24 protein-coding genes are annotated in these 25,347 nt (G+C 59.1%); 17 read left to right on the top strand and 7 right to left on the bottom strand.

Annotated elements, in window-relative coordinates; translation table 11 throughout:
- Positions 1-41 precede the first annotated feature (41 nt).
- Both BLO50_RS01105 and mfd read right to left on the bottom strand, forming a co-directional pair.
- A complete protein-coding gene (locus BLO50_RS01105) occupies positions 42-581 on the bottom strand; it encodes a CsiV family protein (RefSeq protein WP_090248048.1) in 540 nt (179 codons plus the stop codon).
- A gap of 11 nt (positions 582-592) precedes the next feature.
- Positions 593-4,030: a transcription-repair coupling factor gene (gene mfd / locus BLO50_RS01100; RefSeq protein WP_090248046.1), complete on the bottom strand. Its 3,438-nt coding sequence runs from the start codon at positions 4,028-4,030 to the stop codon at positions 593-595.
- Positions 4,031-4,161: 131 nt separating this feature from the next.
- Between mfd and BLO50_RS01095 the strand changes: the two genes are divergently transcribed.
- On the top strand, positions 4,162-5,628 hold the full coding sequence (locus BLO50_RS01095) for a glyceraldehyde-3-phosphate dehydrogenase (RefSeq protein ID WP_090248044.1): 1,467 nt from the start codon (positions 4,162-4,164) through the stop codon (positions 5,626-5,628).
- Between the two features lie 63 nt (positions 5,629-5,691).
- Here the strand turns inward: BLO50_RS01095 and BLO50_RS01090 are convergent, their stop codons facing one another.
- Positions 5,692-6,252, bottom strand: a complete 561-nt coding sequence (locus BLO50_RS01090; protein ID WP_090248043.1) for a chalcone isomerase family protein — start codon at positions 6,250-6,252, stop codon at positions 5,692-5,694.
- Between the two features lie 268 nt (positions 6,253-6,520).
- Between BLO50_RS01090 and BLO50_RS01085 the strand changes: the two genes are divergently transcribed.
- The 9 genes from BLO50_RS01085 (at position 6,521) to sthA (ending at position 15,145) form a co-directional block, all read left to right on the top strand.
- Positions 6,521-7,858 (top strand): Na(+)-translocating NADH-quinone reductase subunit A, encoded by a 1,338-nt coding sequence (locus BLO50_RS01085; RefSeq protein ID WP_090248041.1) that lies wholly within the window; start codon positions 6,521-6,523, stop codon positions 7,856-7,858.
- Positions 7,859-7,861: 3 nt separating this feature from the next.
- On the top strand, positions 7,862-9,073 hold the full coding sequence (locus BLO50_RS01080; RefSeq protein ID WP_090248040.1) for an NADH:ubiquinone reductase (Na(+)-transporting) subunit B: 1,212 nt from the start codon (positions 7,862-7,864) through the stop codon (positions 9,071-9,073).
- Entirely contained in the window at positions 9,066-9,854 is a 789-nt protein-coding gene (locus BLO50_RS01075; RefSeq protein WP_090248038.1) for a Na(+)-translocating NADH-quinone reductase subunit C, read from the top strand. The genes BLO50_RS01080 and BLO50_RS01075 overlap by 8 nt, the downstream gene beginning before the upstream one ends.
- Complete coding sequence (locus BLO50_RS01070; RefSeq protein ID WP_169852822.1) at positions 9,851-10,525, top strand: NADH:ubiquinone reductase (Na(+)-transporting) subunit D; 675 nt, start codon at positions 9,851-9,853, stop codon at positions 10,523-10,525. Before BLO50_RS01075 ends, BLO50_RS01070 begins: the two co-directional genes overlap by 4 nt.
- Positions 10,525-11,133 carry an NADH:ubiquinone reductase (Na(+)-transporting) subunit E gene (nqrE, locus tag BLO50_RS01065; protein WP_090248035.1) on the top strand — a complete coding sequence of 203 codons (609 nt, stop codon included), beginning with the start codon at positions 10,525-10,527 and terminating at the stop codon, positions 11,131-11,133. Before BLO50_RS01070 ends, nqrE begins: the two co-directional genes overlap by 1 nt.
- A gap of 15 nt (positions 11,134-11,148) precedes the next feature.
- A complete protein-coding gene (gene nqrF / locus BLO50_RS01060) occupies positions 11,149-12,375 on the top strand; it encodes an NADH:ubiquinone reductase (Na(+)-transporting) subunit F (RefSeq protein WP_090248033.1) in 1,227 nt (408 codons plus the stop codon).
- Positions 12,376-12,479: 104 nt separating this feature from the next.
- Entirely contained in the window at positions 12,480-13,400 is a 921-nt protein-coding gene (locus BLO50_RS01055) for an FAD:protein FMN transferase (RefSeq protein WP_090251098.1), read from the top strand.
- Entirely contained in the window at positions 13,400-13,627 is a 228-nt protein-coding gene (gene nqrM, locus BLO50_RS01050; RefSeq protein WP_090248031.1) for a (Na+)-NQR maturation NqrM, read from the top strand. The genes BLO50_RS01055 and nqrM overlap by 1 nt, the downstream gene beginning before the upstream one ends.
- Positions 13,628-13,750: 123 nt before the next feature.
- Positions 13,751-15,145, top strand: coding sequence for a Si-specific NAD(P)(+) transhydrogenase (gene sthA, locus BLO50_RS01045; protein ID WP_090248029.1), 1,395 nt, complete (start codon positions 13,751-13,753; stop codon positions 15,143-15,145).
- Positions 15,146-15,302: 157 nt separating this feature from the next.
- Here sthA and BLO50_RS01040 read toward each other — a convergent pair whose 3' ends face one another.
- Genes BLO50_RS01040 through BLO50_RS01030 form a run of 3 tightly spaced genes read right to left on the bottom strand, consistent with a single transcriptional unit; the run spans position 15,303 to position 16,912 of the window.
- Entirely contained in the window at positions 15,303-16,019 is a 717-nt protein-coding gene (locus BLO50_RS01040) for a glycerophosphodiester phosphodiesterase (protein ID WP_090248028.1), read from the bottom strand.
- Positions 16,016-16,318 carry a phosphodiesterase gene (locus tag BLO50_RS01035; protein WP_090248026.1) on the bottom strand — a complete coding sequence of 101 codons (303 nt, stop codon included), beginning with the start codon at positions 16,316-16,318 and terminating at the stop codon, positions 16,016-16,018. Before BLO50_RS01035 ends, BLO50_RS01040 begins: the two co-directional genes overlap by 4 nt.
- A gap of 12 nt (positions 16,319-16,330) precedes the next feature.
- A complete protein-coding gene (locus tag BLO50_RS01030; protein ID WP_090248024.1) occupies positions 16,331-16,912 on the bottom strand; it encodes a PilZ domain-containing protein in 582 nt (193 codons plus the stop codon).
- Between the two features lie 94 nt (positions 16,913-17,006).
- Here BLO50_RS01030 and BLO50_RS01025 point away from each other — a divergent pair, with 94 nt between their 5' ends.
- From BLO50_RS01025 to BLO50_RS01015, 3 genes are read left to right on the top strand one after another with little or no spacing between them, the layout of a single operon-like run.
- On the top strand, positions 17,007-18,257 hold the full coding sequence (locus BLO50_RS01025) for a lipoprotein-releasing ABC transporter permease subunit (RefSeq protein WP_090248023.1): 1,251 nt from the start codon (positions 17,007-17,009) through the stop codon (positions 18,255-18,257).
- 22 nt (positions 18,258-18,279) lie between these two features.
- Positions 18,280-18,963 carry a lipoprotein-releasing ABC transporter ATP-binding protein LolD gene (lolD, locus tag BLO50_RS01020; protein ID WP_169852833.1) on the top strand — a complete coding sequence of 228 codons (684 nt, stop codon included), beginning with the start codon at positions 18,280-18,282 and terminating at the stop codon, positions 18,961-18,963.
- Positions 18,963-20,207 carry a lipoprotein-releasing ABC transporter permease subunit gene (locus BLO50_RS01015; RefSeq protein WP_090248021.1) on the top strand — a complete coding sequence of 415 codons (1,245 nt, stop codon included), beginning with the start codon at positions 18,963-18,965 and terminating at the stop codon, positions 20,205-20,207. The genes lolD and BLO50_RS01015 overlap by 1 nt, the downstream gene beginning before the upstream one ends.
- 51 nt (positions 20,208-20,258) lie before the next feature.
- On the opposite strand, the gene BLO50_RS01010 is transcribed toward BLO50_RS01015, so the two are convergent.
- Positions 20,259-20,792 (bottom strand): DUF2062 domain-containing protein, encoded by a 534-nt coding sequence (locus BLO50_RS01010; RefSeq protein WP_090248020.1) that lies wholly within the window; start codon positions 20,790-20,792, stop codon positions 20,259-20,261.
- 134 nt (positions 20,793-20,926) lie between these two features.
- Between BLO50_RS01010 and BLO50_RS01005 the strand changes: the two genes are divergently transcribed.
- The 4 genes from BLO50_RS01005 to lpxK all read left to right on the top strand — a co-directional run bounded on the left by BLO50_RS01005 (position 20,927) and on the right by lpxK (position 25,297).
- A complete protein-coding gene (locus tag BLO50_RS01005; RefSeq protein ID WP_090248018.1) occupies positions 20,927-23,152 on the top strand; it encodes a DNA internalization-related competence protein ComEC/Rec2 in 2,226 nt (741 codons plus the stop codon).
- Positions 23,153-23,224: 72 nt separating this feature from the next.
- Positions 23,225-23,857 (top strand): MotA/TolQ/ExbB proton channel family protein, encoded by a 633-nt coding sequence (locus BLO50_RS01000; RefSeq protein ID WP_090248017.1) that lies wholly within the window; start codon positions 23,225-23,227, stop codon positions 23,855-23,857.
- The gene (locus BLO50_RS00995) at positions 23,854-24,282 is read left to right on the top strand and encodes an ExbD/TolR family protein (RefSeq protein ID WP_090248015.1); all 429 of its coding nucleotides are present in this window, start codon (positions 23,854-23,856) and stop codon (positions 24,280-24,282) included. Before BLO50_RS01000 ends, BLO50_RS00995 begins: the two co-directional genes overlap by 4 nt.
- A 13-nt stretch (positions 24,283-24,295) precedes the next feature.
- Positions 24,296-25,297, top strand: coding sequence for a tetraacyldisaccharide 4'-kinase (gene lpxK / locus BLO50_RS00990; protein WP_090248013.1), 1,002 nt, complete (start codon positions 24,296-24,298; stop codon positions 25,295-25,297).
- Positions 25,298-25,347 lie beyond the last annotated feature (50 nt).

Below are 25,347 nucleotides of genomic sequence, written 5' to 3'. Positions count from 1 at the left end.
AAAAGGGCCGCACAATGCGGCCCTTTTTTATGCCTGACTGTTCAGAGCAGGCTGACGCGAATCAGCATGCCCAGGCTGCCATTATCAACAAAGGTTAATTCGCCGCTGGTCAGGCGACTGCTTTGTTTGATGCGTTCGCTGTCCGCGATGGTGCCACTGGTGTCGATCTGATTAACCCAGATGTCGCTCTCTAGTTCGATCACGCGGCCACCTTTTAGGCCGATGGTGCCTTCGATCGGGAAGTGACCGAACTGCTCGTCGCCGGCGCTGATAGCGACGCGGCTGATCGATTCACCCAGGCTTTGGGCCCAAGCTTTGTGCAGCAGAACCTCATAGCCGTTCGACGGGTTGAGTTTGCCAGCTTCGGCATTCAATGCCGGTGTGCGACTGTTGCTACCGTCTACTGGCAGCGCATTCTGTGCCCAGTTATCGGGTGGCAATTGGCCGGCGGAAATCGGCGTGGCGGCCTGGCGGAATACGATGACTTCAACCTGGTAGAGGCTATCAGCCAGGGCGGCAGTGCTATTGAGCAGGCTCAGTAGAATGAGCGGCAGCAGGGCCAGGTTGCGGAGTGCGCGCATGGGGTAATCCTTTATGTAGAGGGAGTCAGGCGCTCGAACAGCGCTTCGAGTGTGTTGAATCGTTCTTCCGAGCGCTCCATCGGCACCTGGAATTTAAACAGCGTCGCACCTTCGAACTTGTAGCGGTTCGGTGCACCCTGAATCAGCTTGATCAGCGTCAGTGGGTCGACGCAGGTGTCGGCAGTGAATTCGATGCGGCCACCTTGCGGGCCCGCGTCGACTTTTTTGATGCCAAGCTTTTCTGCCTGTAATTTCAGCAAGGTGATGCGTACCAAGTTCTTGGTCGGCTCCGGCAGCAGGCCGAAGCGGTCGATCATCTCCACCTGCAGCTCTTTCAGGCCATCCTCGTCAGCGGCGTTGGCAATGCGTTTGTACATGATCAGTCGTGCGTGTACGTCAGGCAGGTAGTCGTCGGGGATCAATGCCGGCACGCGCAGGTTGATCTCAGGGCCGCCGCCAAGCGGTTGATCGAGGTTGGGTTGCTCACCTTTGCGGATGGACTTCACTGCGCGTTCGAGCATTTCCATATACAGGGTGAAACCGACCGCTTGGATCTGACCGCTCTGGCCGTCGCCGAGCAGCTCACCGGCGCCACGGATTTCCAGGTCATGGGTGGCCAGGACGAAGCCGGCGCCAAGGTCTTGGGCGTTACTGATGGCCTCCAGGCGCTTCTGCGCGTCGTCGGTCATCTGTTTGCGTGGTGGAGTCAGCAGGTAGGCATAGGCCTGGTGGTGGCTGCGGCCAACGCGACCGCGCAACTGGTGCAGCTGGGCCAGGCCGAACTTGTCAGCGCGCTCAATGATGATGGTGTTGGCGCTCGGCACGTCGATGCCGGTTTCGATGATGGTCGAGGCGATCAGCACGTTGAAGCGCTTGTGATAGAAGTCACCCATCACCTGTTCCAGCTCGCGCTCGCGCATTTGCCCGTGGCCGATGCCTATACGCGCTTCGGGCACCAGTTCAGCCAGGTCGGCGGCGCACTTCTCGATGGTTTTCACGTCGTTGTGCAGGTAGTACACCTGGCCGCCGCGCAACAGTTCGCGCAGCAGGGCTTCTTTAATCGTCGGGTTGTTCTGCTCCATGACGAAGGTGCGCACTGATAAGCGCCGCGCCGGCGGCGTGGCGATGATCGACAGGTCACGCATGCCCGCCACGGCCATGTTCAGGGTGCGCGGAATCGGCGTGGCTGTGAGGGTCAGGATATCCACCTCGCTGCGCAGGGTTTTCAGCTGTTCTTTTTGGCGGACACCGAAGCGGTGCTCTTCGTCGATGATCACTAGCCCCAGGTTGCTGAACTTGACGTCGTCCTGCAGCAGCTTGTGGGTGCCGATGACGATATCCACTTTGCCTTCTGCCAGTTGCTGCATGGCGTCACTGACATCTTTGGCGCTCTTGAAGCGGCTCATCACTTCGACTTTGACCGGCCAATCGGCGAAGCGGTCGCGGAAGCTGTTGTAGTGCTGCTGGGCGAGCAGGGTGGTCGGCACCAGTACCGCCACCTGCTTGCCGCCATGTACAGCAATGAACGCGGCGCGCATGGCCACTTCAGTCTTACCGAAGCCGACATCGCCGCACACCAGGCGGTCCATCGGTTTCGCAGTGAGCATGTCGCTGTAGACGGCTTCAATGGCGGCTTGCTGGTCGGGTGTTTCCTCGAAGGGGAAGCCGGCGCTGAAGGTGGCGTAATCGGCCTTCGGGTCGGCAAAGGCATAGCCTTCGCGGGCGGCGCGGCGGGCATAGATGTCGAGCAGTTCAGCGGCGACATCGCGCACCTGTTCGGCGGCCTTGCGTTTGGCTTTCTGCCAGGTTTCCGAGCCGAGGCGATGCAGTGGGGCAAGGGCGTCATCGCTGCCGGTGTAGCGGGCAATCAGGTGCAGGCTGGCGACCGGGACGTAGAGTTTGGCTTCCTCGGCGTACATCAGGGCGAGGAATTCGGCGGCCTGGCCGTCGAATTCCATGGTCACCAGGCCCAGGTAACGGCCGACGCCATGGTCGATGTGTACCACGGGTGCGCCTTCGCGTAGTTCGGTGAGGTTTTTAATGACGTTGTCGCCGCCATCACGCGATTTTTCGCGGCGCCGGCGTTGCATCACTCGCTGACCGAACAGAGGGCTTTCGGCTACCAGGGCGAGGTTCTCAAGCAGCAGACCGTCATCCAGAGGGGCAATACAGATACCCAGGCGCTGCTTGCTGCCCGTGAATGCCGGCCAGCTCTCGAATTCGTTCGGCTTGAGCTTGAGGCGTGCAAGGAGTTCCAGAAGCACTTCGCGTCGTCCGGCAGACTCGGCACAGAACAGCACGCGGCCAGGGTATTCCTCGATAAAGCGCCGCAATGCTGCCAGCGGCTCACCGGCCTTGGCCTGGATTGCCAGGTCGGGAAGTGGGTTGGCGTCGAAACGGGTGCGGCCGACGCCTTCTTCGATGTCATCCTGGCTGACCACCACGCGCGGCCAGTTTTTCAGGCGGGCGAAGCAGTCTTCCACCGGGAGGAAGATATCCGCCGGCGGCAGCAGTGGGCGTTCCGGATCGACGCGGCGATCCTCGTAGCGGCTGCGTGCATCCACCCAAAACTGTTCAGCAGCTTTTTCGATGCCGGGTAGGGAAAACACCTGGGTGTCGGCCGGCAGGTAGTCGAAAAGGGTGGCGGTCTCTTCAAAGAACAGCGGCAGGTAGTACTCAATACCTGCAGGTGTGATGCCTGTGCTGAGGTCTTGGTAGATGGGGCAGCGGCGGAAATCTACATCGAAGCGCTCGCGAAAGCGCCCGCGGAAATCGGTGACGGCTTTCTTTTCCAGCGGGAATTCGCGTGCTGGCAACAGCTTGATTGAATCAACCTTGTCGATCGAGCGCTGGGTTTCCGGGTCGAAGGTGCGCAGGGTTTCAATTTCATCATCGAACAGGTCAATGCGGTACGGCTGGCTGCTGCCCATTGGGAACAGGTCAATCAGTGCGCCGCGCACGGCAAACTCGCCGTGTTCATACACCGTATCGACGCAGCGGTAGCCGGCGGCTTCGAGGTTGCCACGCATCTGGTTGACGTCGAGCTGCTGGCCGACTTGCATGACCAGGCTGCTGCCAAGCAGAAAGCGTTTAGGCGCTAGGCGGTGTAGGGCGGTGGTGATCGGCACTACCAATACGCCGTGCTTGAGCTCCGGCAGGCGATAGAGCGCTGCAATCCGCTGGGAAATGATGTCCTGGTGCGGTGAGAACAGGTCGTAGGGCAGGGTTTCCCAATCGGGAAAGTGCAACACCGGCAATTCCGGAGCGAAAAAACTCAGCTCCTCTTGCAGGCGCTCGGCACTCTGGCTGTCGGCAGTCAGCAGCAGGGTGAAGCGTTTAGCATTGCTGGCGGCTTCGGCAATTGCCAGGCTCAGCGCGGCACCGGGCAGGTTGCCCCAGTGTTGTTTGCCGGCAGTGGCCGGCAGGGACGGTAGACGCAGTACAGGCACGGGCGGCTCACGGTCAGGACACAAGGTCGCCGATTGTAGCGGGCGTTTATGTGTGGTGTCAGTTACGACAGCCGTGCATTGCTCAAGCACGCGTGCGCCGTCATAATGTAGCCCCTTTTTTCAGCCCCTACATGTGGAAGGTACTGCCCGTGACTCAGAAGCCCGACCAGTGTCTCGGTGAGTGGATCGATCGAGAAGCCCTTGCGGAAGCGATGATTCCGATGATTGGCCAACTCTACCGTAACAACAACGTGGTCACCTCGATCTACGGCCGTGGTCTGATCAACCGTTCGGTGATCGACATTCTCAAGGCCCATCGCTTCGCCCGTCACCGCCTGACCGGTGACAGCGAGCTGTCGGTGCACGACACCTTCCAGGCGCTCAAGGCCATGAGCGAGCTCAAGCTGGGTGCTGCCTCTGTTGACCTGGGCAAGATGGTCAGCAAGTTCAAGGTTGAAGGCCAAGGCCGTAGCATCGAGCAGTTCGCCAAAGATGAACTGGTGGAAGTAGCCGGCAAGCAGAACAGCGAAGCCCGTGAAGGCACTGACGTTGTGCTGTATGGCTTCGGTCGTATCGGCCGTCTGCTGGCGCGCATCCTGATCGAGAAAACCGGTGGCGGCGACGGCCTACGTCTGCGCGCCATTGTTGTGCGTAAAGGCGCGACCAATGACCTGGTCAAGCGCGCCAGTCTGTTGCGCCGCGACTCGGTACACGGCAAGTTCGATGGCACCATCACCATCGACGAAGAGAACAACACCCTGACGGCAAACGGTAATCTGATTCAGGTGATCTACGCCAAATCGCCAGCCGAGGTGGATTACACCCAATACGGCATCAAGAACGCGCTGCTGGTGGACAACACCGGTGTATGGCGTGATGCCGACGGTCTGGGTCAGCACCTGGCCTGCCCAGGTGTTGATCGCGTTGTTCTGACCGCGCCTGGCAAAGGCGCGCTGAAGAACATCGTGCACGGCATCAACCACGGCGAAATCACCCCTGAAGATAAGATCATCTCGGCCGCTTCCTGCACCACCAACGCCATCGTGCCGGTGCTCAAAGCGATTAATGATCAGTACGGCATCGTTAATGGTCACGTCGAAACCGTTCACTCGTACACCAACGACCAGAACCTGATCGATAACTTCCACAAGGGCGATCGCCGTGGCCGCAGCGCGCCGCTGAACATGGTGATCACCGAAACCGGTGCTGCCACTGCTGCTGCCAAGGCACTGCCCGTGCTGAAAGGCAAGCTGACCGGCAACGCCATTCGCGTTCCGACGCCGAACGTGTCGATGGCCATTCTCAACCTCAACCTTGAGAAGGCTACCACCCGTGAAGAAGTCAACGAGTACCTGCGCCAGATGGCCATGCACTCCGACCTGCAAAAGCAGATTGACTTCGTCCAGTCGCAGGAAGTGGTCTCCACTGACTTCGTTGGTTCGCGTCACGCTGGTGTAGTCGATGCCGAAGCCACCATCTGCAATGACAACCGCGTTGTGCTGTACGTGTGGTACGACAACGAGTTCGGTTACAGCTGCCAGGTGGTTCGCGTGATGGAAGACATGGCCGGGGTTAACCCGCCAGCCTTCCCGCGCTAAGCGCAGGGTGAATAAAAAACGGGAGCTTCGGCTCCCGTTTTTTATTGCGCGCCGTGTGGCGCTTTAATCAGCCAGCAAGCTGGTACGCAACTCATCCGACAGGCCATCGGGCGAGAGCCATATGCCCAGGTAGGCCCTGGCCAGTGCCGGGTTCTGGCTGGTGAAGGCGACTTTGCCATTGATTTCCAAGGTGAGGCCGCTGCCGGCAGTGAAGTTCAGGGCGTAGCGATCGCCGGGCTGAATATCCTTGAATGTAGCGTGCAAGGCATCCAGTTCGGGGCGCAGGCGTTGCAAGGTGGCGGCGTCATGTTGGCGCTCAAGGGTGACCCACGCCGCTTTGACGACGTCTTGGCTATCGATGTTGCGGAAGTAATAGAGCTCAAGGCGTTGCGTGAGAGGTGTGCTGACCGCCTGGCGGGCGCTGGCTTTGGTCGGGGCATAGAAGGCCGCGGCGTAGACATCCGCCCACAGGTAAGTCAGTACACTTTGGTTCTTGCGTTCCAGATTGTTTTGCGCGAGTTCGTGAGTGGTGGCGAAGTTGGCCTCTTTTAGGCGTTCGCGGTTGTTGGCGAATAAATCGCCGCTGAGCAGCAGTAGTGCAGTGAATAGCAATAGCAGGCGCATGGTGTGACTCCAGTTAGTCTATTGGTCTTATGTCGCGCGCCTGACCGCCGCAGTCAAGCCGCCATCTGTTGCCTTCTGTTACGTTATACCGAGTAAAAGCAAGCGCTTGGGTGGCCAGTCGCCGAAAGTGCGCTCTATAATCGGGCAGATTTTTCCTCGCGACCGACATCCAGTCCAGCACCAACCTGTTTTTGGTGTTGCGCAGCATTTTTGCGCTGATGTCGTCCGTATTCTAAAAAAGCTTATAAATCAGTGGTTAGGCAAACCTATGATCAAAATTAAACATGGGCTCGATTTGCCCATAACAGGCGTGCCGGCGCAGCGTATTGAGGCTGCAAGGCCGGTGCGCAGCGTCGCCGTCATAGGCTTCGATTATCACGGTATGAAGCCTTCGATGGAGGTTCAGGTCGGTGACCGGGTCAAGCTTGGCCAGGTGCTGTTCTCGGACAAGAAGTCGCCAGGCGTGCAATACACCGCTCCAGCTGCAGGCGTGATCAGCGCTATTCATCGCGGTGAGAAGCGCGTGCTGCAGTCTGTGGTGATTGATGTCGAGGGCGATGAGCACATCAACTTTGATCAGGTAGCGGTGGATCAGCTGGCGACTGTTGGCGACGCCAAAGTGCGCGAAGTGCTGCTGCAGTCGGGTTTGTGGACTGCGCTGCGTGCGCGTCCCTTCAGCAAGGTTCCGGCTGCTGATGCGAAACCCAGTTCGATTTTCGTCACGGCCATTGATACTCATCCGCTGGCCGCTGACCCGGCTGTAGTGATTGCCGAGTACGCCGCTGACTTTACCCATGGTTTGCAGGTGCTGAGTAACCTGGCCAAGGTGTTTCTGTGCAAGGCCGAGGGTGCGAGCCTGCCTGGCGAGCAGTTGGGCAATGTGCACACTGAAGCCTTTGCCGGACCACACCCTGCAGGCTTGCCGGGTACGCACATTCACTTCCTCGATCCGGTCAACGCCACCAAGAGTGTCTGGTCGATCAATTACCAGGACGTGATTGCCATTGGCAAACTGTTCACCACAGGACAGCTGTGGACCGAGCGCGTTATTGCGCTGGCCGGTCCCGTGGTCGAGCAGCCACGCTTGCTGCGTACCCGTCTGGGCGCGAGCCTCAGCGAGCTGACTGCCGGTCAGCTGCAGCCTGGGTTCAATCGGATTATTTCCGGTTCGGTGCTGGGTGGCCGTACTGCGCAGGGTGCTTTTGCCTTCCTTGGTCGTTATCACCTGCAAGTGTCTTGTCTGGCCGAAGGGCATGAGCGTGAGCTGATGCATTACCTGCGTGCCGGGGTGAACAAGCATTCGGTGTTGAACATCTTTGTCTCCAAGCTGAGTGCTGCGAAGAAGTTCGCGTTCTCCACCACCACCAATGGCAGCCCACGCGCCATGGTGCCGGTGGGCAATTACGAAGCCGTAATGCCGCTGGATATCCTGCCAACTCAACTGCTGCGCTACCTGATTGTCGGTGACACCGAGATGGCCCAGAAACTGGGTTGCTTGGAACTCGACGAAGAAGACTTGGCGCTATGCACCTACGTGTGTGCCGGCAAGTACGAGTACGGCCCGATCCTGCGCGATAACCTCGCCCGTATTGAAAAGGAGGGTTAAGTCATGGGTATCCGTGCATTCCTCGATAAAATCGAGCACAACTTCGAAAAAGGTGGCAAGTACGAGAGCTTTTATGCGCTGTACGAGGCCATTGACACGTTCTTTTATCGCCCCGGTAGCGTGACCAAAACCACTGCCCACGTGCGTGACGGCATTGACCTCAAACGCATGATGATCACTGTGTGGTTGTGTACCTTCCCGATGATGTTTTTCGGGATGTGGAACACCGGTTATCAAGCCAACCTGATTTTCGCCAACAGCCCTGAACTGCTGGCAGCTCAGGAAGGCTGGCGCTTTGCACTGATCGGTTCACTGGCTGGGTTTGATCCCAACAGCCTGTGGGATAACTTTATCCAGGGCGCGGCGTATTTCCTGCCTGTGTATGCCACGGCATTTATCGTCGGCGGCTTCTGGGAAGTGCTATTCGCGTCGATCCGTAAGCATGAAGTCAACGAAGGTTTCTTCGTCACCTCCGTGCTGTTCGCCCTGACTCTGCCGCCAAGCATTCCGCTGTGGCAGGTCGCGCTGGGTATCAGCTTCGGTGTGGTGATCGGCAAGGAAGTGTTTGGCGGTACCGGCAAGAACTTCCTGAACCCGGCGCTGACTGGCCGTGCCTTCCTGTTCTTCGCCTATCCGGCACAGATGTCCGGTGATGCAGTCTGGACCGCGGTTGATGGTTTCGCTGGCGCAACCTCGCTGAGCCTGGCGGCTGCTGGCGGCATCGAGAATGTGGTGAGCAACGGCATCTCCTGGATGGATGCGTTCTTAGGCACCATTCACGGTTCCATGGGTGAGACCAGCACCCTGGCGATTCTGATTGGTGGCGGCATTCTGCTGATTACCAAGATTGCCTCCTGGCGCATTGTGACCGGCGTAATGCTGGGCATGATCGGCTTTAGCCTGTTGCTCAATGTGCTCGGTTCGAACACCAACCCGATGTTTGCCATGCCGTGGTACTGGCACCTGGTAGTCGGTGGTTTTGCTTTCGGTATGTTCTTTATGGCCACCGACCCGGTGTCGGCTTCCATGACCAATACCGGTAAGTGGATCTTCGGTGCCCTGATCGGGGTGATGGTGGTGATGATCCGTGTGGTCAACCCAGCGTTCCCTGAAGGCATGATGCTGGCGATCCTGTTCGCCAACCTGTTTGCACCGCTGATCGACCACTTTGTCGTTCAAGCCAATATCAAGCGGAGGCTGGCACGCAATGTCTAGTCAAAAAGAATCCACCGTCCGCACGTTGGTGGTGGCCCTGTTGGTCTGCCTGGTGTGTTCGGTGTTTGTTGCCGGTGCCGCTATTGCGCTGAAACCTACTCAAGTGGAAAACCGTCAGCTCGATAAGCAGCGCAGCATTCTGGCGATTGCAGGGCTAGGCGATGCCAGCATGAGCAGTGCGCAGGTCAAGGCGTTGTTCGCCGAACGCATCAGTGCGCGCATTGTCGATCTCGACACTGGCACCTTCAGCGATGCGCAGAATCCGGCTACTTTCGATCCGCTGAAAGCGTCCAAGGATCCGAAGTTATCAGCCGTGCTTGAAGGCTCTGACGATATCGCCTCGATCAAGCGCCGCGAGCGTTTCACCACGGTTTACCTGGTGGAGCAGGATGGCAAGCTGGAAACCGTGATTCTGCCGGTGCGTGGCTATGGCCTGTGGTCGACCCTGCACGGCTTTATGGCCCTCCAGGGTGACCTCAATACCGTTGCCGGTTTCGGCTTCTATCAGCATGCCGAAACCCCGGGTCTAGGCGGCGAAGTGGATAACCCGAAGTGGAAAAGTCTGTGGCTGGGCAAGACCTTGTTTGATGACAAGGGCGAGCTGGCGATTCAGATCATCAAGGGCAACGTCGATGCGCAGAGCGCGCAGGCGACCCATCAGGTTGACGGCCTGGCAGGTGCAACCCTGACCCAGAACGGCGTCAATAACTTGCTGCACTTCTGGCTGGGAGAGAACGGCTTTGCCCAGTTCCTCGCCAATCTGCAAAAAGGGGAGGCTTGATCATGTCGCAGCCGACTATTAAAGAAGTTCTGCTCAACCCGATTTTCAACAACAACCCGATTGGTTTGCAGATTCTGGGTATCTGTTCCGCCCTGGCGGTGACCTCGAACCTGAAAACCGCGCTGGTGATGTCGATTGCTTTGACCCTGGTAACCGGGTTTTCCAACCTGTTTATCTCGATGATTCGTAGCCAGATCCCCAGCTCCATCCGCATGATCGTGCAGATGGTGATCATTGCTTCCCTGGTAATTGTGGTCGATCAGGTGCTCAAGGCCTTTGCCTTCAGCCTGTCCAAGCAGCTGTCGGTATTCGTCGGTCTGATCATCACCAACTGCATCGTGATGGGCCGTGCTGAAGCCTTTGCCATGCAGAACCCGCCAGTGCTGTCGTTCTTCGACGGCATCGGTAACGGCCTCGGTTACAGCGCCATGCTGATCGTGCTGGGCATCGTTCGCGAGCTGTTCGGTGCGGGCAAACTGATGGGTTACGAGATCATTCCGGTCATCAACGACGGTGGCTGGTACCAGCCTAACGGTTTGCTGCTGCTGCCGCCTTCGGCGTTCTTCCTGATCGGCTTGTTCATCTGGGCACTGCGTAGCTGGAAAAAAGATCAGCTGGAGAAGCCAAGCTTCAAGATGGCTCCGCAGGTCTCAAATAAGGAGGCTTACTAATGGAGCATTACCTCAGCTTGCTGGCCAAGGCGGTGTTCGTTGAGAACATGGCATTGGCCTTCTTCCTCGGCATGTGCACCTTTATCGCGATCTCGAAGAAAGTCGAGACCGCGATTGGCCTGGGCATCGCGGTCATCGTGGTGCAGGTCATCACCGTGCCGGCGAACAACCTGATCTACACCTACCTGCTGAAAGATGGCGCGCTGGCCTGGGCCGGTTTGCCGGAAGTGGACCTGAGTTTCCTCGGTCTGCTCAGCTATATCGGGGTGATCGCGGCCATCGTGCAGATCCTCGAGATGCTGCTTGATAAGTATGTACCCAGCCTCTACAACGCCCTGGGGGTGTTCCTGCCGCTGATCACGGTGAACTGCGCCATCATGGGCGGCACCCTGTTCATGGTTGAGCGTGACTACAACCTTGCTGAAAGTACCGTGTATGGCTTTGGTTCCGGCCTGTCGTGGGCGCTTGCGATTGCTGCGCTGGCAGGTATTCGCGAAAAGCTCAAATACAGCGATGTGCCAGACGGCCTGCAGGGCCTGGGTATCACCTTTATTACCATCGGTCTGATGTCTCTGGGCTTTATGTCCTTCTCCGGCGTGCAGTTGTAAGGAAGGGATGCATAGATGATCAATTTAGAGATCCTTATCGCCATCGGCATGTTCACCGGCATCGTGCTGGCGCTGGTGCTGGTTATTCTCGCGGCGCGCGCCAAGCTGGTTTCCAGCGGTGACGTGAGCATCGAGATCAACGGCGAAAAAACCATTGTGGTTCCAGCGGGTGGCAAGTTGCTGCAGACCCTGGCGGCCAACAATATCTTCCTGTCTTCAGCATGCGGTGGCGGCGGTACCTGCGCCCAGTGCAAGTGTGTGGTCGAGCATGGCGGCGGTGAAATGTTGCCGACTGAAGAGGCTGCTTTCACTCGTCGCGAAGCCAAGGCCGGCTGGCGCCTGTCCTGTCAGACGCCGGTCAAGCAGGACATGAAGATCGAAGTGCCGGAAGAAGTGTTCGGCGTGAAGAAGTGGCAATGCACCGTTGAGTCCAACCCCAACGTGGCCACCTTCATCAAGGAACTGACGCTGAAATTGCCAGAAGGTGAAAGTGTCGATTTCCGCGCTGGCGGCTATGTGCAGCTGGAATGTCCGCCGCACGAAGTGCACTACAAGGACTTCGATATTCAGGAAGAGTACCGCGGCGACTGGGACAAGTTTAACCAGTGGAAGTACGTGTCCAAGGTCGAAGAGACCGTTATCCGTGCCTACTCCATGGCCAACTACCCGGAAGAAGTGGGTCTGGTGAAGTTCAATATCCGTATTGCCTCGCCGCCACCGGGTAAAGACGATCTGCCACCGGGCAAGATGAGTTCCTACGTATTCAGCCTTAAACCGGGCGACAAGATTGATGTGTACGGTCCGTTTGGTGAGTTCTTCGCCAAAGACACCGACGCCGAGATGGTCTTTATCGGTGGTGGTGCCGGTATGGCGCCGATGCGTTCGCACATCTTCGACCAGCTCAAGCGCTTGAAATCGACCCGCAAGATCAGCTTCTGGTACGGCGCGCGCTCCATGCGTGAAGCCTTCTACGTTGAAGAATACGATCAGCTGCAGGCCGAGAACCCCAACTTCAAGTGGCATCTGGCGCTGTCTGATCCGCTGCCGGAAGACAACTGGACGGGTCTCAAGGGCTTTATCCACAACGTGCTGTACGAGAACTACCTCAAAGACCACCCGGCTCCGGAAGAGTGTGAGTTCTATATGTGCGGCCCGCCCATGATGAACGCCGCCGTGATCAAAATGCTGATCGATCTGGGTGTGGAGGAGGAGAACATCCTGCTCGACGACTTCGGCGGTTAATGATGAGCCATGTGCTACTGCGGCCCGTTATCGCTGTCAGCTTGCTGACAGCCCTAACGGGCTGTTGGTTTTCAGAGCGTGTAGAAGAGTTTGGCGGCCCGACCATGGGCAGCACCTACACGGTCAAATACGTGCGCAGCAAGGACACGCCGAGCGTTGAGTCACTCAAGCGCGAGACCGATGCCATCCTGGCTGAGGTTGACGTGCAGATGTCGACCTATCGCGATGATTCCGCAATCGAGCAATTCAACCAGGCCCCAGCGGGTACTTGTCAGACCATGCCGGACGGGGTGCTGGAGCTGGTCGATGCCGGGCGCCTGCTGCATGAGCAAAGTCAGGGTGCACTCGACCTGACCCTGGAGCCGTTGCTTAACCTGTGGGGTTTCGGTCCCAAGGCGCGCGCCGAAAAGGTGCCGACCGCTGAGCAATTGGTCGCCGCGCGTGCGCGGGTGGGCATGCAGCATCTGCGTCGTGACGGGCAGCAGCTGTGCAAAGAGGTTGATGTACAGGTCGACTTCAACAGCATTGCTGCCGGTTATGCTGTGGACAAGCTTGTGCAGCGCTTCACTGAGCTGGGCGTGACCAGTTATATGGTTGAGGTAACCGGTGAGCTTAAGGCTGCGGGTAAAAAGCCCGACGGTCAGCCTTGGCGCATTGGCCTGGAGGCCCCGCAGGACGGCCAGCGTGTAGCCCAGCGGGTACTGGCGGTGGATGGCTACGGTATTTCTACCTCAGGTGATTACCGCAATTACTTCGAGGAAGAGGGGCAGCGCTACTCGCACACGCTCGATCCGTTGACCGGTGCGCCTATCACCCACAAGCTTGCAGCGGTAACTGTGGTGGACAAATCGACCTTGCGCGCCGATGGCTTGTCTACAGTGCTAATGGTGATGGGCACTGAGCGTGGCTTGGCATTTGCTGAGCGCATGGGGATTGCAGCGTTTTTCGTGACCCGTGATGGTGACGCTTTCGTCACACAGACAACTCAGGCTTTCGAGCAGCTATTCGCTGCAGGAGACGAGTAATGACGTTTTTAGTGGTGTTTCTGGTCATGGTGCTGGTAGTGGGCATGATGGCCGTGGGTGTGATCATGGGGCGTAAGCCCATCGCCGGTTCATGCGGCGGTATTGCCAACTTGGGTATTGAGAAAGAGTGCTCGATCTGTGGTGGCAGCCGTGAGAAGTGCGAAGAGGTCAACAGCGAGCCACAAGGCAAAACCGAGGCCCTGGCTTACGACGCGACCAAACGCTAAGCGCCCTGTGCCCCGCGAACAAGCTAGGCTGCAGTGAACGTATTGATTGTCAGGCTGCGCGTGCAGTGCTGGCCCTGCCGAGAGCACGGTATAAGTGCTCCGGTGTGATCTGAAGGAGTAAACATGGCGGTCTACAACTACGATGTAGTGGTGCTGGGTTCCGGCCCTGCGGGTGAAGGCGCGGCAATGAACGCCGCCAAGGCTGGGCGTAAGGTAGCCGTGGTCGACAGCCGCCGCGAGGTTGGCGGTAACTGCACCCACTTGGGCACTATCCCGTCCAAGGCACTGCGTCATTCGGTGCGGCAGATCATGCAGTTCAACACCAATCCGATGTTCCGTCAGATCGGTGAGCCGCGCTGGTTCTCCTTTCCGGATGTGCTGAAAAGTGCCGAGCGGGTCATCGCCAAACAGGTCAGTTCGCGCACTGGTTACTACGCCCGTAACCGTATTGATGTGTTCTTCGGCACCGGCAGCTTTGCTGATGAGCACACCATTGAAGTGGTGTGCGCCAATGGCGTGGTGGAAAAACTGGTGGCCAAGCAGATCGTCATTGCCACCGGCTCTCGTCCATACCGCCCACTGGACGTGGACTTTAATCATTCGCGCATCTACGACAGCGACACCATTCTCAGCCTGGGTCATACCCCGCGGCGCATCATCATTTACGGAGCGGGTGTAATCGGCTCTGAGTACGCTTCTATCTTCAGTGGCTTGGGCGTATTGGTCGACTTGATCGACAACCGCGATCAACTGCTGAGTTTCCTTGATGCGGAAATCTCCGATGCGCTGAGTTATCACTTGCGTACTAACAATGTGCTTATTCGCCACAACGAAGAGTACGAAAGTGTCGAAGGGCTGGATAACGGAGTCATCCTGCACCTCAAGTCCGGTAAGAAGATCAAAGCCGACGCCTTCCTCTGGTGCAACGGCCGTACCGGCAATACCGATCAGCTAGGTCTGGAAAATATTGGCATCAAGGTCAATAGCCGTGGCCAGATCGAGGTTGATCAGAATTACCGTACCCAGGTGTCGAACGTCTACGCGGCGGGCGACGTGATTGGCTGGCCGAGTTTGGCCAGTGCGGCCGCCGACCAGGGCCGTTCGGCTGCGGGCAGCATCGTCGACAATGGCAGCTGGCGCTTCGTTGATGACGTGCCAACCGGCATCTACACCATTCCGGAAATCAGTTCGATTGGTAAGAACGAGCGCGAGCTGACTCAGGCCAAGATCCCTTATGAAGTCGGTAAGGCGTTCTTCAAAGGCATGGCCCGTGCGCAGATTTCCCATGAGCCGGTGGGCATGCTCAAGCTGCTGTTCCACCGTGAAACCCTGGAAGTGCTCGGCGTGCATTGCTTCGGCTACCAGGCCTCTGAGATTGTGCATATCGGCCAGGCGATCATGAACCAGAAGGGTGAAGCCAATACCATCAAGTATTTCGTCAACACCACCTTCAACTACCCGACCATGGCGGAAGCCTACCGGGTGGCGGCGTTCGACGGCCTCAACCGGCTTTTTTGAGCGGCTCCGGCCGGTGGCCTGAGCCGGCCGGGGAGAACCCGTTCAGCGACTCCAGCGACTGGCGTTGGCCTAATCGCGAAAGTTTCTGATCAGGCTTAACGAAAAACCGGCCCTTGCGGCCGGTTTTTTCGTTTCTGTAGCGGGGCTATCCGGGAGGTTATTCCAGGGTCGCCACGGCCAGGCCGGGAAAGTCGGTGATGATGCTGTCCACGCCGAAGTCTGCCAGGCGGCGCATCAGGGCCGGTTCGTTGACCGTCCACACCGAGACGTGCAAGCCGGCTTTCTGCGCTTTGAGCAGGCGTTCCGGGGTGCACAGCGTCCAGTTCAGCGCGAGCAGGTGACAGCCGTAGTGCTTGGCCACTTTCAATGGGTCGAGCCAGGCGTATTCGGCGACCAGCCCGCGTTGCAGGTGCGGCGTCAGGCGTTGCAGGGCGCCGAGCACTTCGCGGGAGCTGGAGGTGACGGTGACTTTGTCCGTCAGCTGGTAGCGCTCGGCCAATTCGGCAATTGCCTTGACCATACGCGCGGAGCGAACCTTCGAGGCGCTTTTGACTTCCAGTTGCCAGTGCTCGAAATCACAGTGCTGGAACAGCTCTTCCAGTCGCGGGATCGGACATGGCGTAACGGCGCCAGGGCCGCCTCTGCGTGCGTCGTAAGTCACCAGCTCGGCCGCATCATGCTCAACGACCTTGCCGCGGTGGCCGGTGGTGCGCTTGAGGGTTGGGTCGTGAATCACCATCAGCTCGCCATCGCGCGACAGGTGCAGGTCCAGTTCGCAGCGGCGCACGCCGTGTTTGAGGCATTGCTGGAAGCTGGCCAGGGTATTTTCCGGCACCTCGCCTTTGGCGCCGCGATGTCCATAGATAACTGTCACTGTTGCTCCTTGTCGGGCAGGGTTGCGCCGGGCTGATGATGACGCACGCTGTTGATCACGTGTTTGTGCTCGAAGTAGACGCTGAATTCGCGGTAATCCCAGCGGGTGATCGGTGGGTTACCAACGCTAGGATGTTCTTCATCGGCCAGGCCGAAACGCTCGAGCACCGCGCGTTGTGATTCGCCGAACTGCGGCAGCTGCAGTGTGCCGCCACCTTGCTGGCCAATAGGAATTTGCAGGGTATCGGCGTAAGCGCCGAGAGGCATAAACAGGGCAAGAAGCAGAAACAGACGGGGCATGGTGGCTCGCTATCAGGGTTGCAGAGGTTGCTCGCGGGCCTGGCGACGCTCCAGGGCCTGGCGCTGCAGAATATGCCGGGCCAGCAGCTGGCGCTGGGCATCGGTCAGGGCCTCGAATTCTGCACCAATCTCAAATTGCTGTGAGGGCAATGCTTGGCAATGCACCACCTTGGCCCGCAACAGTAGCCCAAGGGCTTGCGGCATCAGCACCATTTTCAGCGCCAGGTGCGCGCCGGCAGCGACCTGTTGAGGGTTATTGAAGCTGACACCGCCCTCGGACAGACTGACCCTGCGCGGCGTACCAATGTCGCGCAGCAGGCTCTGCGCCACGGCCTGACCGAGCAAGTCGATGCGCTTGTTCATCACCTTGAGGTAGTTGGCCAGGGTGCGATCGCGTTCGGTGATGTGCCGCAGCAGGTGCTGCGACTCGAAGTCCATCAGGTGCAGGTCGCTGAGCAGGTTGAACAATGGCGAGTTGTCGTGAAGCTCGTCACTGGCCAGGGCTTCGGCGCCTGAGAGTAGGGTGAATTCCAGTGCGATCGTATCGTCGATACGATAGTATTCGCGGCGATCATCTTCATCTTGAGTCGGCATGGCGAACCCATGGCAGCAGTAGTGGTCAGAGTGTAAGGCTGCTCGCCAAGCCCCGCCACAAGGACGTTTCTTTTTCCCTCGAATCAGCCCCGACATGTTCAGACCTCTGTTCGTATTTATCGGCACGCGCTACACGCGGGCCAAGCGTCGCAACCACTTCGTATCCTTTATTTCCCTGACCTCGATGATCGGGCTGGCACTTGGTGTGCTGGTGATGATTCTGGTGCTGTCGGTAATGAATGGCTTCGACCATGAAATGCGCACCCGTGTGCTCGGTATGGTGCCTCACGCCACGGTGGAAAGTGCCACACCGATCAAGGACTGGCGCAGCCTGGCCGATCAGGCGCAGCGCAACCCGCAAGTGCTGGCGGTTGCACCTTTTAGCCAGATGCAGGGCCTGCTGACCAACGACGGCAAGGTGCAGAAAGTGCTGATCAATGCGGTCGATCCGCAGGAAGAAGCCAAGGTCTCGATCATCGGCAACTTTTTTCAGCAGGGTCGCCTGGAGGCGTTGCAGCCCGGTGAATTCGGCATGGTGCTGGGCGACAAGGCGGCGGCCAAGCTCGGTGTTGGTCTGGGCGACAAGGTTACCTTTGTTGCGCCGGAAGTGACGGTAACCCCGGCCGGTATGTTTCCACGACTTAAGCGGTTTACCGTGGTAGGTATTTTCCATGTTGGCGCTGGCGAGATCGACGGTCACCTGGCCCTGACCCATGTGCAGGATCTGGCGCGCTTGCAGCGCTGGCAGGCCGATCAGGTACAGGGCATTCGTCTGAAGTTCGCTGATCTATTTGAAGCTCCGCGCACCGCTTGGGCATTGGCGCAAACCTTGGGTGAGGGGGACTACTATGCCCGCGACTGGACCCGTACCCACGGCAACCTGTACCAGGCGATCCGCATGGAGAAGGCGATGATTGGCCTGCTGCTGTTGCTGATCGTTGCGGTCGCTGCGTTCAACATCATTTCCACCCTGGTCATGGTGGTTACCGACAAGAAGGGCGATATCGCTATTCTGCGTACCCTGGGCGCGACGCCACGGCAGATCATGGCGATCTTTATGGTCCAGGGCACGGTGATCGGCGTATTCGGCACGGCGATTGGCGCGGTGCTGGGCTGCCTAGCGGCTTTGAATATCAGCAGTGCGATTGCTGCGTTGGAAGGGTTGTTGGGGATCAAGTTTCTCAATGCCGATGTGTATTTCATTGACTACCTGCCCTCGCAGCTGATGCTGGCGGATGTGCTGCTGGTCTGTGGCGCGGCGTTGATTCTAAGTTTCTTCGCCACCCTGTATCCGGCCTGGCGCGCAGCGCGTACCCAGCCTGCGGAGGCGCTACGTTATGAATGATCAGGTTATGAGTGATTCGGTTATGCAAGATCGTGCAGTGTTGAGTTGTCGCAACCTCGGTAAAAGCTACGACGAGGGCCCGCAATCAGTGGTGGTGCTGCATGATTTGCAGCTGGAACTGCACCCCGGCGAGCGCGTGGCGATTGTCGGCAGCTCCGGCTCGGGCAAGAGCACCTTGCTGAATATGCTAGGTGGCCTGGATACGCCGAGCACTGGCAGCGTCTGGCTGGCGGGCGAGGAGTTGTCGGCGCTGAATGAAAAGCAGCGCGGCCTGCTGCGTAACCGCGCCCTGGGTTTCGTTTACCAGTTCCACCACCTGCTGCCGGAATTTACCGCGCTGGAAAACGTGTGCATGCCTCTGCTGATTGGCCGCACGTCGATCAGCGAAGCGCGCCAGCGTGCCACCGCGCTGTTGGAACGGGTTGGCCTTGGTCATCGCCTGGCGCACAAGCCGTCTGAGCTTTCCGGTGGCGAGCGTCAGCGTGTGGCCATCGCCCGCGCGCTGGTCAATCAGCCGGGTCTGGTACTGCTCGATGAGCCCACCGGCAACCTCGATCATCACACTGCGCAAGGCATTCAGGACCTGATGAAGGAGCTGAGCAGCTCGTCGCAGACCGCCTTTTTGGTGGTGACACACGACATGGCGCTGGCCCAGCAGATGGACCGCATTCTGCGTCTGGAAGACGGCAAGCTGGTGGCCGCCTGATGTTTCGTCCGCTGAGTATCTTTATCGGTATCCGCTATACCGGGGCCAAGCGGCGCAATCACTTTATTTCCTTTATCTCGATGACTTCGATGATCGGCCTGGCCTTGGGTGTGTTGGCCATGATCGTGGTGCTGTCGGTGATGAACGGTTTTCAGAAGGAAATGAGCACGCGCATCCTCGGTATGGTGCCGCACGCCAGCATCGCCGGAACGCAGCCGCTGGATAACTGGCAGCAGGTCGCTGCAGCCGCGAAGAACAATCCGCAAGTAGTCGCGGCAGTGCCGTTTGCCGAGCTGGAAGGCATGCTTTCGGTGCGCGGGGCGATGCAGCCGGTGCAGTTGCACGGCATCGATCCGGCGCTGGAACCGCAAGTGTCGATCATCGACAAGCATATGCAGCAAGGCCGCCTGAGCGACCTGCGTGAGGGTGAGTTTGGCGTGGTGCTGGGTGAGATTACCGCACGGCGCTTTCAGCTGCGGGTGGGCGACAAGCTGGCGCTGATCGTGCCGGAGCTAAGCACTGTGCCGGGCGGTATCAGCCCGCGTATGCAGCGCCTTAACGTGGTCGGCATCTTCAAGGTGGGCGCCGAGCTGGACAGCTCGCTGGCGTTGATCCATGTCGCCGATGCAGCGCATATCCAGCGCATGCAGCCGGGTCAGGTGCAGAGCGTGCGCCTGAAGCTGAAAGACCTGTACCAGGCGCCACAAGTCGCCGCGCAGATTGTCGGAAAGCTGGGCGCGGGTTACAGCTCCGCAGACTGGACCCTGACCCAGGGCAGCCTGTTCAGTGCAATGAAGATGGAGAAGACCATGATCGGCCTGTTGCTGCTGCTGATCGTTGCAGTGGCGGCCTTCAATATCATTGCGACGTTGATCATGGTGGTGGCAGACAAGGGCGCGGATATCGCCATTCTGCGCACCTTGGGCGCGACACCGGCTCAGATCATGGGCATCTTTATGGTGCAAGGTACGGTGATCGGCGTGATCGGTACTGTGATTGGCGCGGTGCTGGGGATTCTCGCGGCGCTGAATGTCAGCCAGTTGGTGGGCTGGATCGAGCGCTTGAGCGGCCAGCAGGTGATGAGCTCGGATGTGTATTTCATCAGCAACCTGCCGTCTGAGTTGCTGCTGTCTGATGTGCTGTTGATCTGCGGTGCAGCGTTCAGCCTGAGCTTTCTGGCTACCGTTTACCCCTCTTGGCGAGCATCGCGCATTCAACCTGCTGAGGCGTTGCGTTACGAATAAGCTACGCTGGCAGAAACAAAAAAGCCGTTACTCAGTAACGGCTTTTTTACATCAGTGCTGCACGTCTTGCTGCCGACGTTTTTCCTGGCGTTTGCGCCAGTTATGTCGCACCCACCAGCGCCAGTAAGCGTTGGTGGCGAAGTAGCCGATCAGGGCGAACAGCAGGCCGAGTACTAACGAGCCCAGATAGAGCGGCTGCCAGTGGGTTTGCAGAACATGACCGACCCAACTGAGTGTGATGTGATCAGGCATTTGCAGGGTAGGCGTGTTCATCAGCCAGGCGCCAAACTTGTAGCTGCAGTAGAACACCGGCGGCATGGTGATCGGGTTGGTCAGCCAGACCAGGCCAATCGAAATCGGCAGGTTACCCCGGGCTGGAATCGCCACGGCGGCGGCAGCGGCCATTTGCATGGGCATGGGGATCATCGCCCAGAACAGGCCGATGGCCATGGCGCGTGAAACAGAATGGCGGTTGAGGTGCCAGAGGTTGGGGTCGTGGATCAGGCTGCCCAGAAAGCGCAGGGATTTATTGCCCTTGATACGGTCTGGGTGGGGCATGTAGCGCTTGAATAAACGACGCGGCATGAAGGCTCTCTGGCGGGTAAAAGCGCCGACATTATGCACCCTTTGATGGCAGTCTGTTTTCACACTTTGTGACAGCAAATAAGCAAAAGCTGATCGATAGGTTAAATGCTGTATTCGACTCACGGAGCGAGTCTATGCGCACAGGGATTTTCGCGCTGGTGGCCGGGCTGCTGGTGCTGCGCTTCCTTCCAGCTTTGCCGCCCTTATGGCTGCTGGCTGTTCTGCCGGTCGCGGGCTTGATGCTGTTGCCATTTCGCAGCTATCCCATTGCCTTGTTTCTATTTGGCTTCACTTGGGCGTGCGTATCGGCGCAGTGGGCGTTGGATGATCGCCTGGCGCAGCAGTTGGATTCGCGTACCTTGTGGTTGCAAGGGCAGGTGGTTGGCCTGCCCGAGGTGGGCGAAGGCGTGGTGCGCTTTCAGCTGGAACAGGTGGTTTCACGGCGTGACAGATTGCCCGCACGTTTGCGTCTGGCCTGGTATGGCGGGCCGGCAGTGCGCGCCGGTGAAACCTGGCGTTTAGCCGTACGCCTCAAGCGCCCTCATGGTCTGGTCAACCCTCAGGCATTCGATTACGAAGCCTGGCTGCTGGCACAACGTATCGGCGCCACGGGTACGGTTAAAAGTGGCGAGCTGATTGCTCCTGCCAGTGGAACAGGGGCCTGGCGCGACCGCTTGCGTCAGCAGCTCTTGGCAACGCCCGCACATGGTCGCGAAGGCACGTTGGCAGCCCTGGTGTTGGGCGATGATTCGGGGCTTTCAACAGCAGATTGGCAGGTATTGCAGAACACCGGCACGGTGCACCTGATGGTGATCTCCGGTCAGCATATTGGTCTGTTGGCGGCGCTTTTATATGGCTTGGTTGCCAGTTTGGCGCGCCTAGGACTTTGGCCGCTCAGTTGGCCCTGGCTGCCGAGTGCTTGTCTGTTGGCTTTTCTTGGTGCGTTGGCGTACGGCCTATTGGCAGGGTTTGAAGTGCCAGTACAGCGCGCTTGCGTGATGATCTGCCTGGTGCTGCTCTGGCGCTGGCGCTTTCGCCATCTGGGTGTGTGGTTGCCCGTGTTGGTGACATTACTTGCAGTGTTGCTGGGTGAGCCGTTGGCCAGTTTGCAACCAGGGTTCTGGTTGTCCTTTGGCGCAGTCATGCTGCTGATCCTGATCTTCAGCGGTCGGCTCGGTGCCTGGCCTTGGTGGAGCACCCTCCTGCGCGCGCAATGGGCCATGGCTATCGGCTTGTTGCCGCTGCTGCTTGCCCTTGGTTTGCCGGTGAGTGCCAGTGGCCCCTTGGCCAATCTGGTGGCTGTCCCTATCGTTGGGTTTCTGGTGGTGCCATTGGCATTGCTCGGTACGCTGTTGCTGCCTTTACCTGGCGTCGGCGCTACGTTGCTCTGGATAGCAGGCGGTGTGCTGGATCTGTTGTTCGAGTTATTGACGCAATTGGCCCTTTGGCTGCCGGCCTGGTTGCCTAGTGCCTTGCCATTCTGGGCCTGGCTGATGGTGGCGCTGGGCGCGTTGGTTTTGCTGCTGCCAGCCGCTTTTCCAATGCGCAGCTTGGGTGCCTTACTGCTGCTGCCCTTGTTGTTCAGCCCGCAGCAGCGTCCGGAATACGGGCGGGCCGAGGTGTGGATGCTGGATGTCGGTCAGGGTCTGGCGGTGCTGGTGCGCACCCAGTCGCATGACCTGCTGTATGACGCCGGACCGCGCTTTGGCGAGTTCGATACTGGTGAGCGCGTCGTACTGCCTTCTCTGCGGGCGCTGGATGTCCGAGCCCTGGATCTGCTGCTGATCAGCCATGCCGATAACGATCACGCCGGTGGCGCCGCAGCGATCCAGCGCGGTCTGCCGGTCAGGCAGGTGCTCAGTGGAGAAGCAGATAAGCTCGCGCCTTCACTACAGGCCCAAGCTTGCGCCAGTGATCAGCACTGGCAGTGGGATGGCGTGCAGTTCAGTACCTGGCGCTGGGATGGTGCGAGCGATGGCAATCAAGCGTCCTGCGTGCTGCGCATTGAGGCCAATGGCGAGCGGCTGTGGCTGACCGGTGACATCGATAGCCAGGCCGAGCGGGCATTGCTCAATAGCGGTCTGGTTATGCCGGCAGAGTGGTTGCTGGCGCCGCACCATGGCAGTCGCAGTTCATCTTCGGTGGCTTTTCTGGAAAAGGTCAGACCCACAGCTGCGCTGATTTCCCGTGGTGCGCACAATGCCTTTGGCCATCCGCATGCCGAAGTTATTGAGCGTTACCGGACGTTGGAGGCGCGGCTGTACGACACCGTCGAGCAAGGCGCGGTAAGGATTCGTTTAGGTGCATTCGAGCCTGCGCAGGGTTTGCGCTATCGAGCACGTTTTTGGCGGGAAAAATGAGAACGGCGGCGGTCGGCGAGGCCGCGACCCTATGCTAGAGTGGCGCCACTTTTGTGAAGGGGATCTGCCACCGTGTGGGAACTGGTTAAAGCTGGCGGCTGGATGATGCTGCCGATCATTCTGTGTTCTATCGCTGCGGCCGGCATCATTGCCGAGCGCCTGTGGACGTTGCGGCCGAGCCGCATCACCCCACCCAACCTGCTCGGTCAGGTGTGGAAGTGGATCAAGGATAAGAAACTCAATAACCAGAAGCTCAAGGAGCTGCGCGCCAACTCGCCGTTGGGGCAGATTCTTGCTGCCGGCCTAGCCAACTCCAAACATGGTCGCGAGATCATGAAGGAGTGCATCCAAGAAGCTGCCGGACGGGTCATTCATGATCTGGAGCGCTACCTGAATGCCCTGGGCACCATTGCTGGTATCGCGCCGCTGCTGGGTTTGCTTGGTACGGTGCTGGGCATGATCGAAATCTTCAGCTCCTTTATGGGCTCGGGCATGGCCAATGCGTCCTTGCTCGCCGGCGGTATTTCCAAGGCGCTGATCACGACGGCGGCGGGTCTGATGGTGGCCATTCCGGCACTGTTCTTCCACCGTTACCTGCAGCGCCGCGTCGATGAGCTGGTGGTCGGCATGGAGCAGGAGGCGATTCGCCTGGTGGAAGTGGTGCAGGGCGATCGTGACGTCGACATGGGCGAGGACAAGGCGTGAAATTCCGGCGCAAACCGCGGGAGAACGTCGAGATCAACCTGGCCTCGTTGATCGACGTGGTGTTTATCCTGTTGCTGTTCTTCGTGGTCACCACCACCTTTACCCGTGAGACCCAGCTCAAGGTCGATCTGCCGGAGGCGGCCACTGGCACGCCGCCCGAGCAAACTGAACTCAAGCAGCTGGAAATCCTGATTGCCGCTGACGGCAGCTACTCGCTGAATGCCAAACAGTTGCTGAAAAGCGATCTGGAAAGCCTGATGGCAGCGCTGCAGAAAGAATCGGAAGGTGATAACAGCCTGCCGCTGATCATCAGTGCCGATGCCAAGGCCCAGCATCAGGCGGTGATTACCGCCATGGATGCGGCCGGCAAACTGGGTTTTGCCCATCTGCGCATGACCACCATCGAGGCGCAAGCCGCGCCTTGAGGGTTGCCCACTGATGAGCCTGTCCGCACGCCTCACTGCTGCCTGGTACGCCGGTCATCCGGCGCTGGGCCTGCTGCGTCCGTTGGAGTGGCTGTATCGCGCGGTGGTACAGCGTAAGCGTGCGCGTTTTATGGCCGGTGAGGGCGAGATCTACCGTGCTCCCGTGCCGGTGGTGGTGGTCGGCAATATCACTGTAGGCGGCACCGGCAAAACCCCGATGATTCTCTGGCTGATTGAGCATTGCCGCTGCCAAGGTTTGCGCGTCGGTGTGGTCAGTCGTGGTTATGGTGCGCAGCCGCCGCAGCTGCCCTGGCGCGTACAGGCCGATCAGGCGGCCAGCGTGGCAGGCGATGAGCCGCTGCTGATTGTGCAACGCAGCGGCGTGCCGCTGATGATTGATCCTGATCGTGGAAGCGCTGTGGCGGCCTTGCTAGCGTCCGAACCGCTGGACCTGATCCTCAGTGACGACGGCCTGCAGCACTACCGCCTGGCCCGAGATCTCGAACTGGTGCTGATCGATGCCGCGCGCGGCTTGGGCAATCGCCATTGCCTGCCTGCCGGCCCGCTACGTGAGCCGGTCGAGCGTCTGCAGAGCGTGGATGCGCTGCTGTATAACGGCGCGTCCAGCGATCCGCAGGATGGCTACGGCTTTACCCTGCAGCCACGCACCTTGGTCAACCTGCGCAGTGGCGAGCAGCATCCGCTCAGTCACTTCCCGGCCGGTCAGGCCCTGCATGCGGTCGCCGGTATTGGCAACCCGCAGCGTTTCTTCAATACACTCGAAGGGCTACACTGGCGGCCTGTCGCGCATGCCTTTGCCGACCATGCGCCGTACAGTGCCGAGCTGCTGAGTTTCAGTCCGGCGCTGCCGGTGCTGATGACGGAAAAGGATGCGGTCAAGTGCCGTGCCTTTGCGGCTGACGATTGGTGGTACCTGGCGGTGGATGCCGAGCCTTCGGCCGCGTTTGTCGCTTGGTTTGATCAGCAATTGCAGCGTCTTGTGCCGCGCGCCTGACTGTTCTGATCATTCGGCGGCCTCATCCGCCCTAGCAGCTGCTTCCTCTC

Source organism: Pseudomonas peli (assembly GCF_900099645.1).
Taxonomy (GTDB): Bacteria; Pseudomonadota; Gammaproteobacteria; order Pseudomonadales; family Pseudomonadaceae; genus Aquipseudomonas; species Aquipseudomonas peli.
Note: the sequence above shows the minus strand (reverse complement) of the source record. Positions and strands in the feature narration are given on the sequence as shown.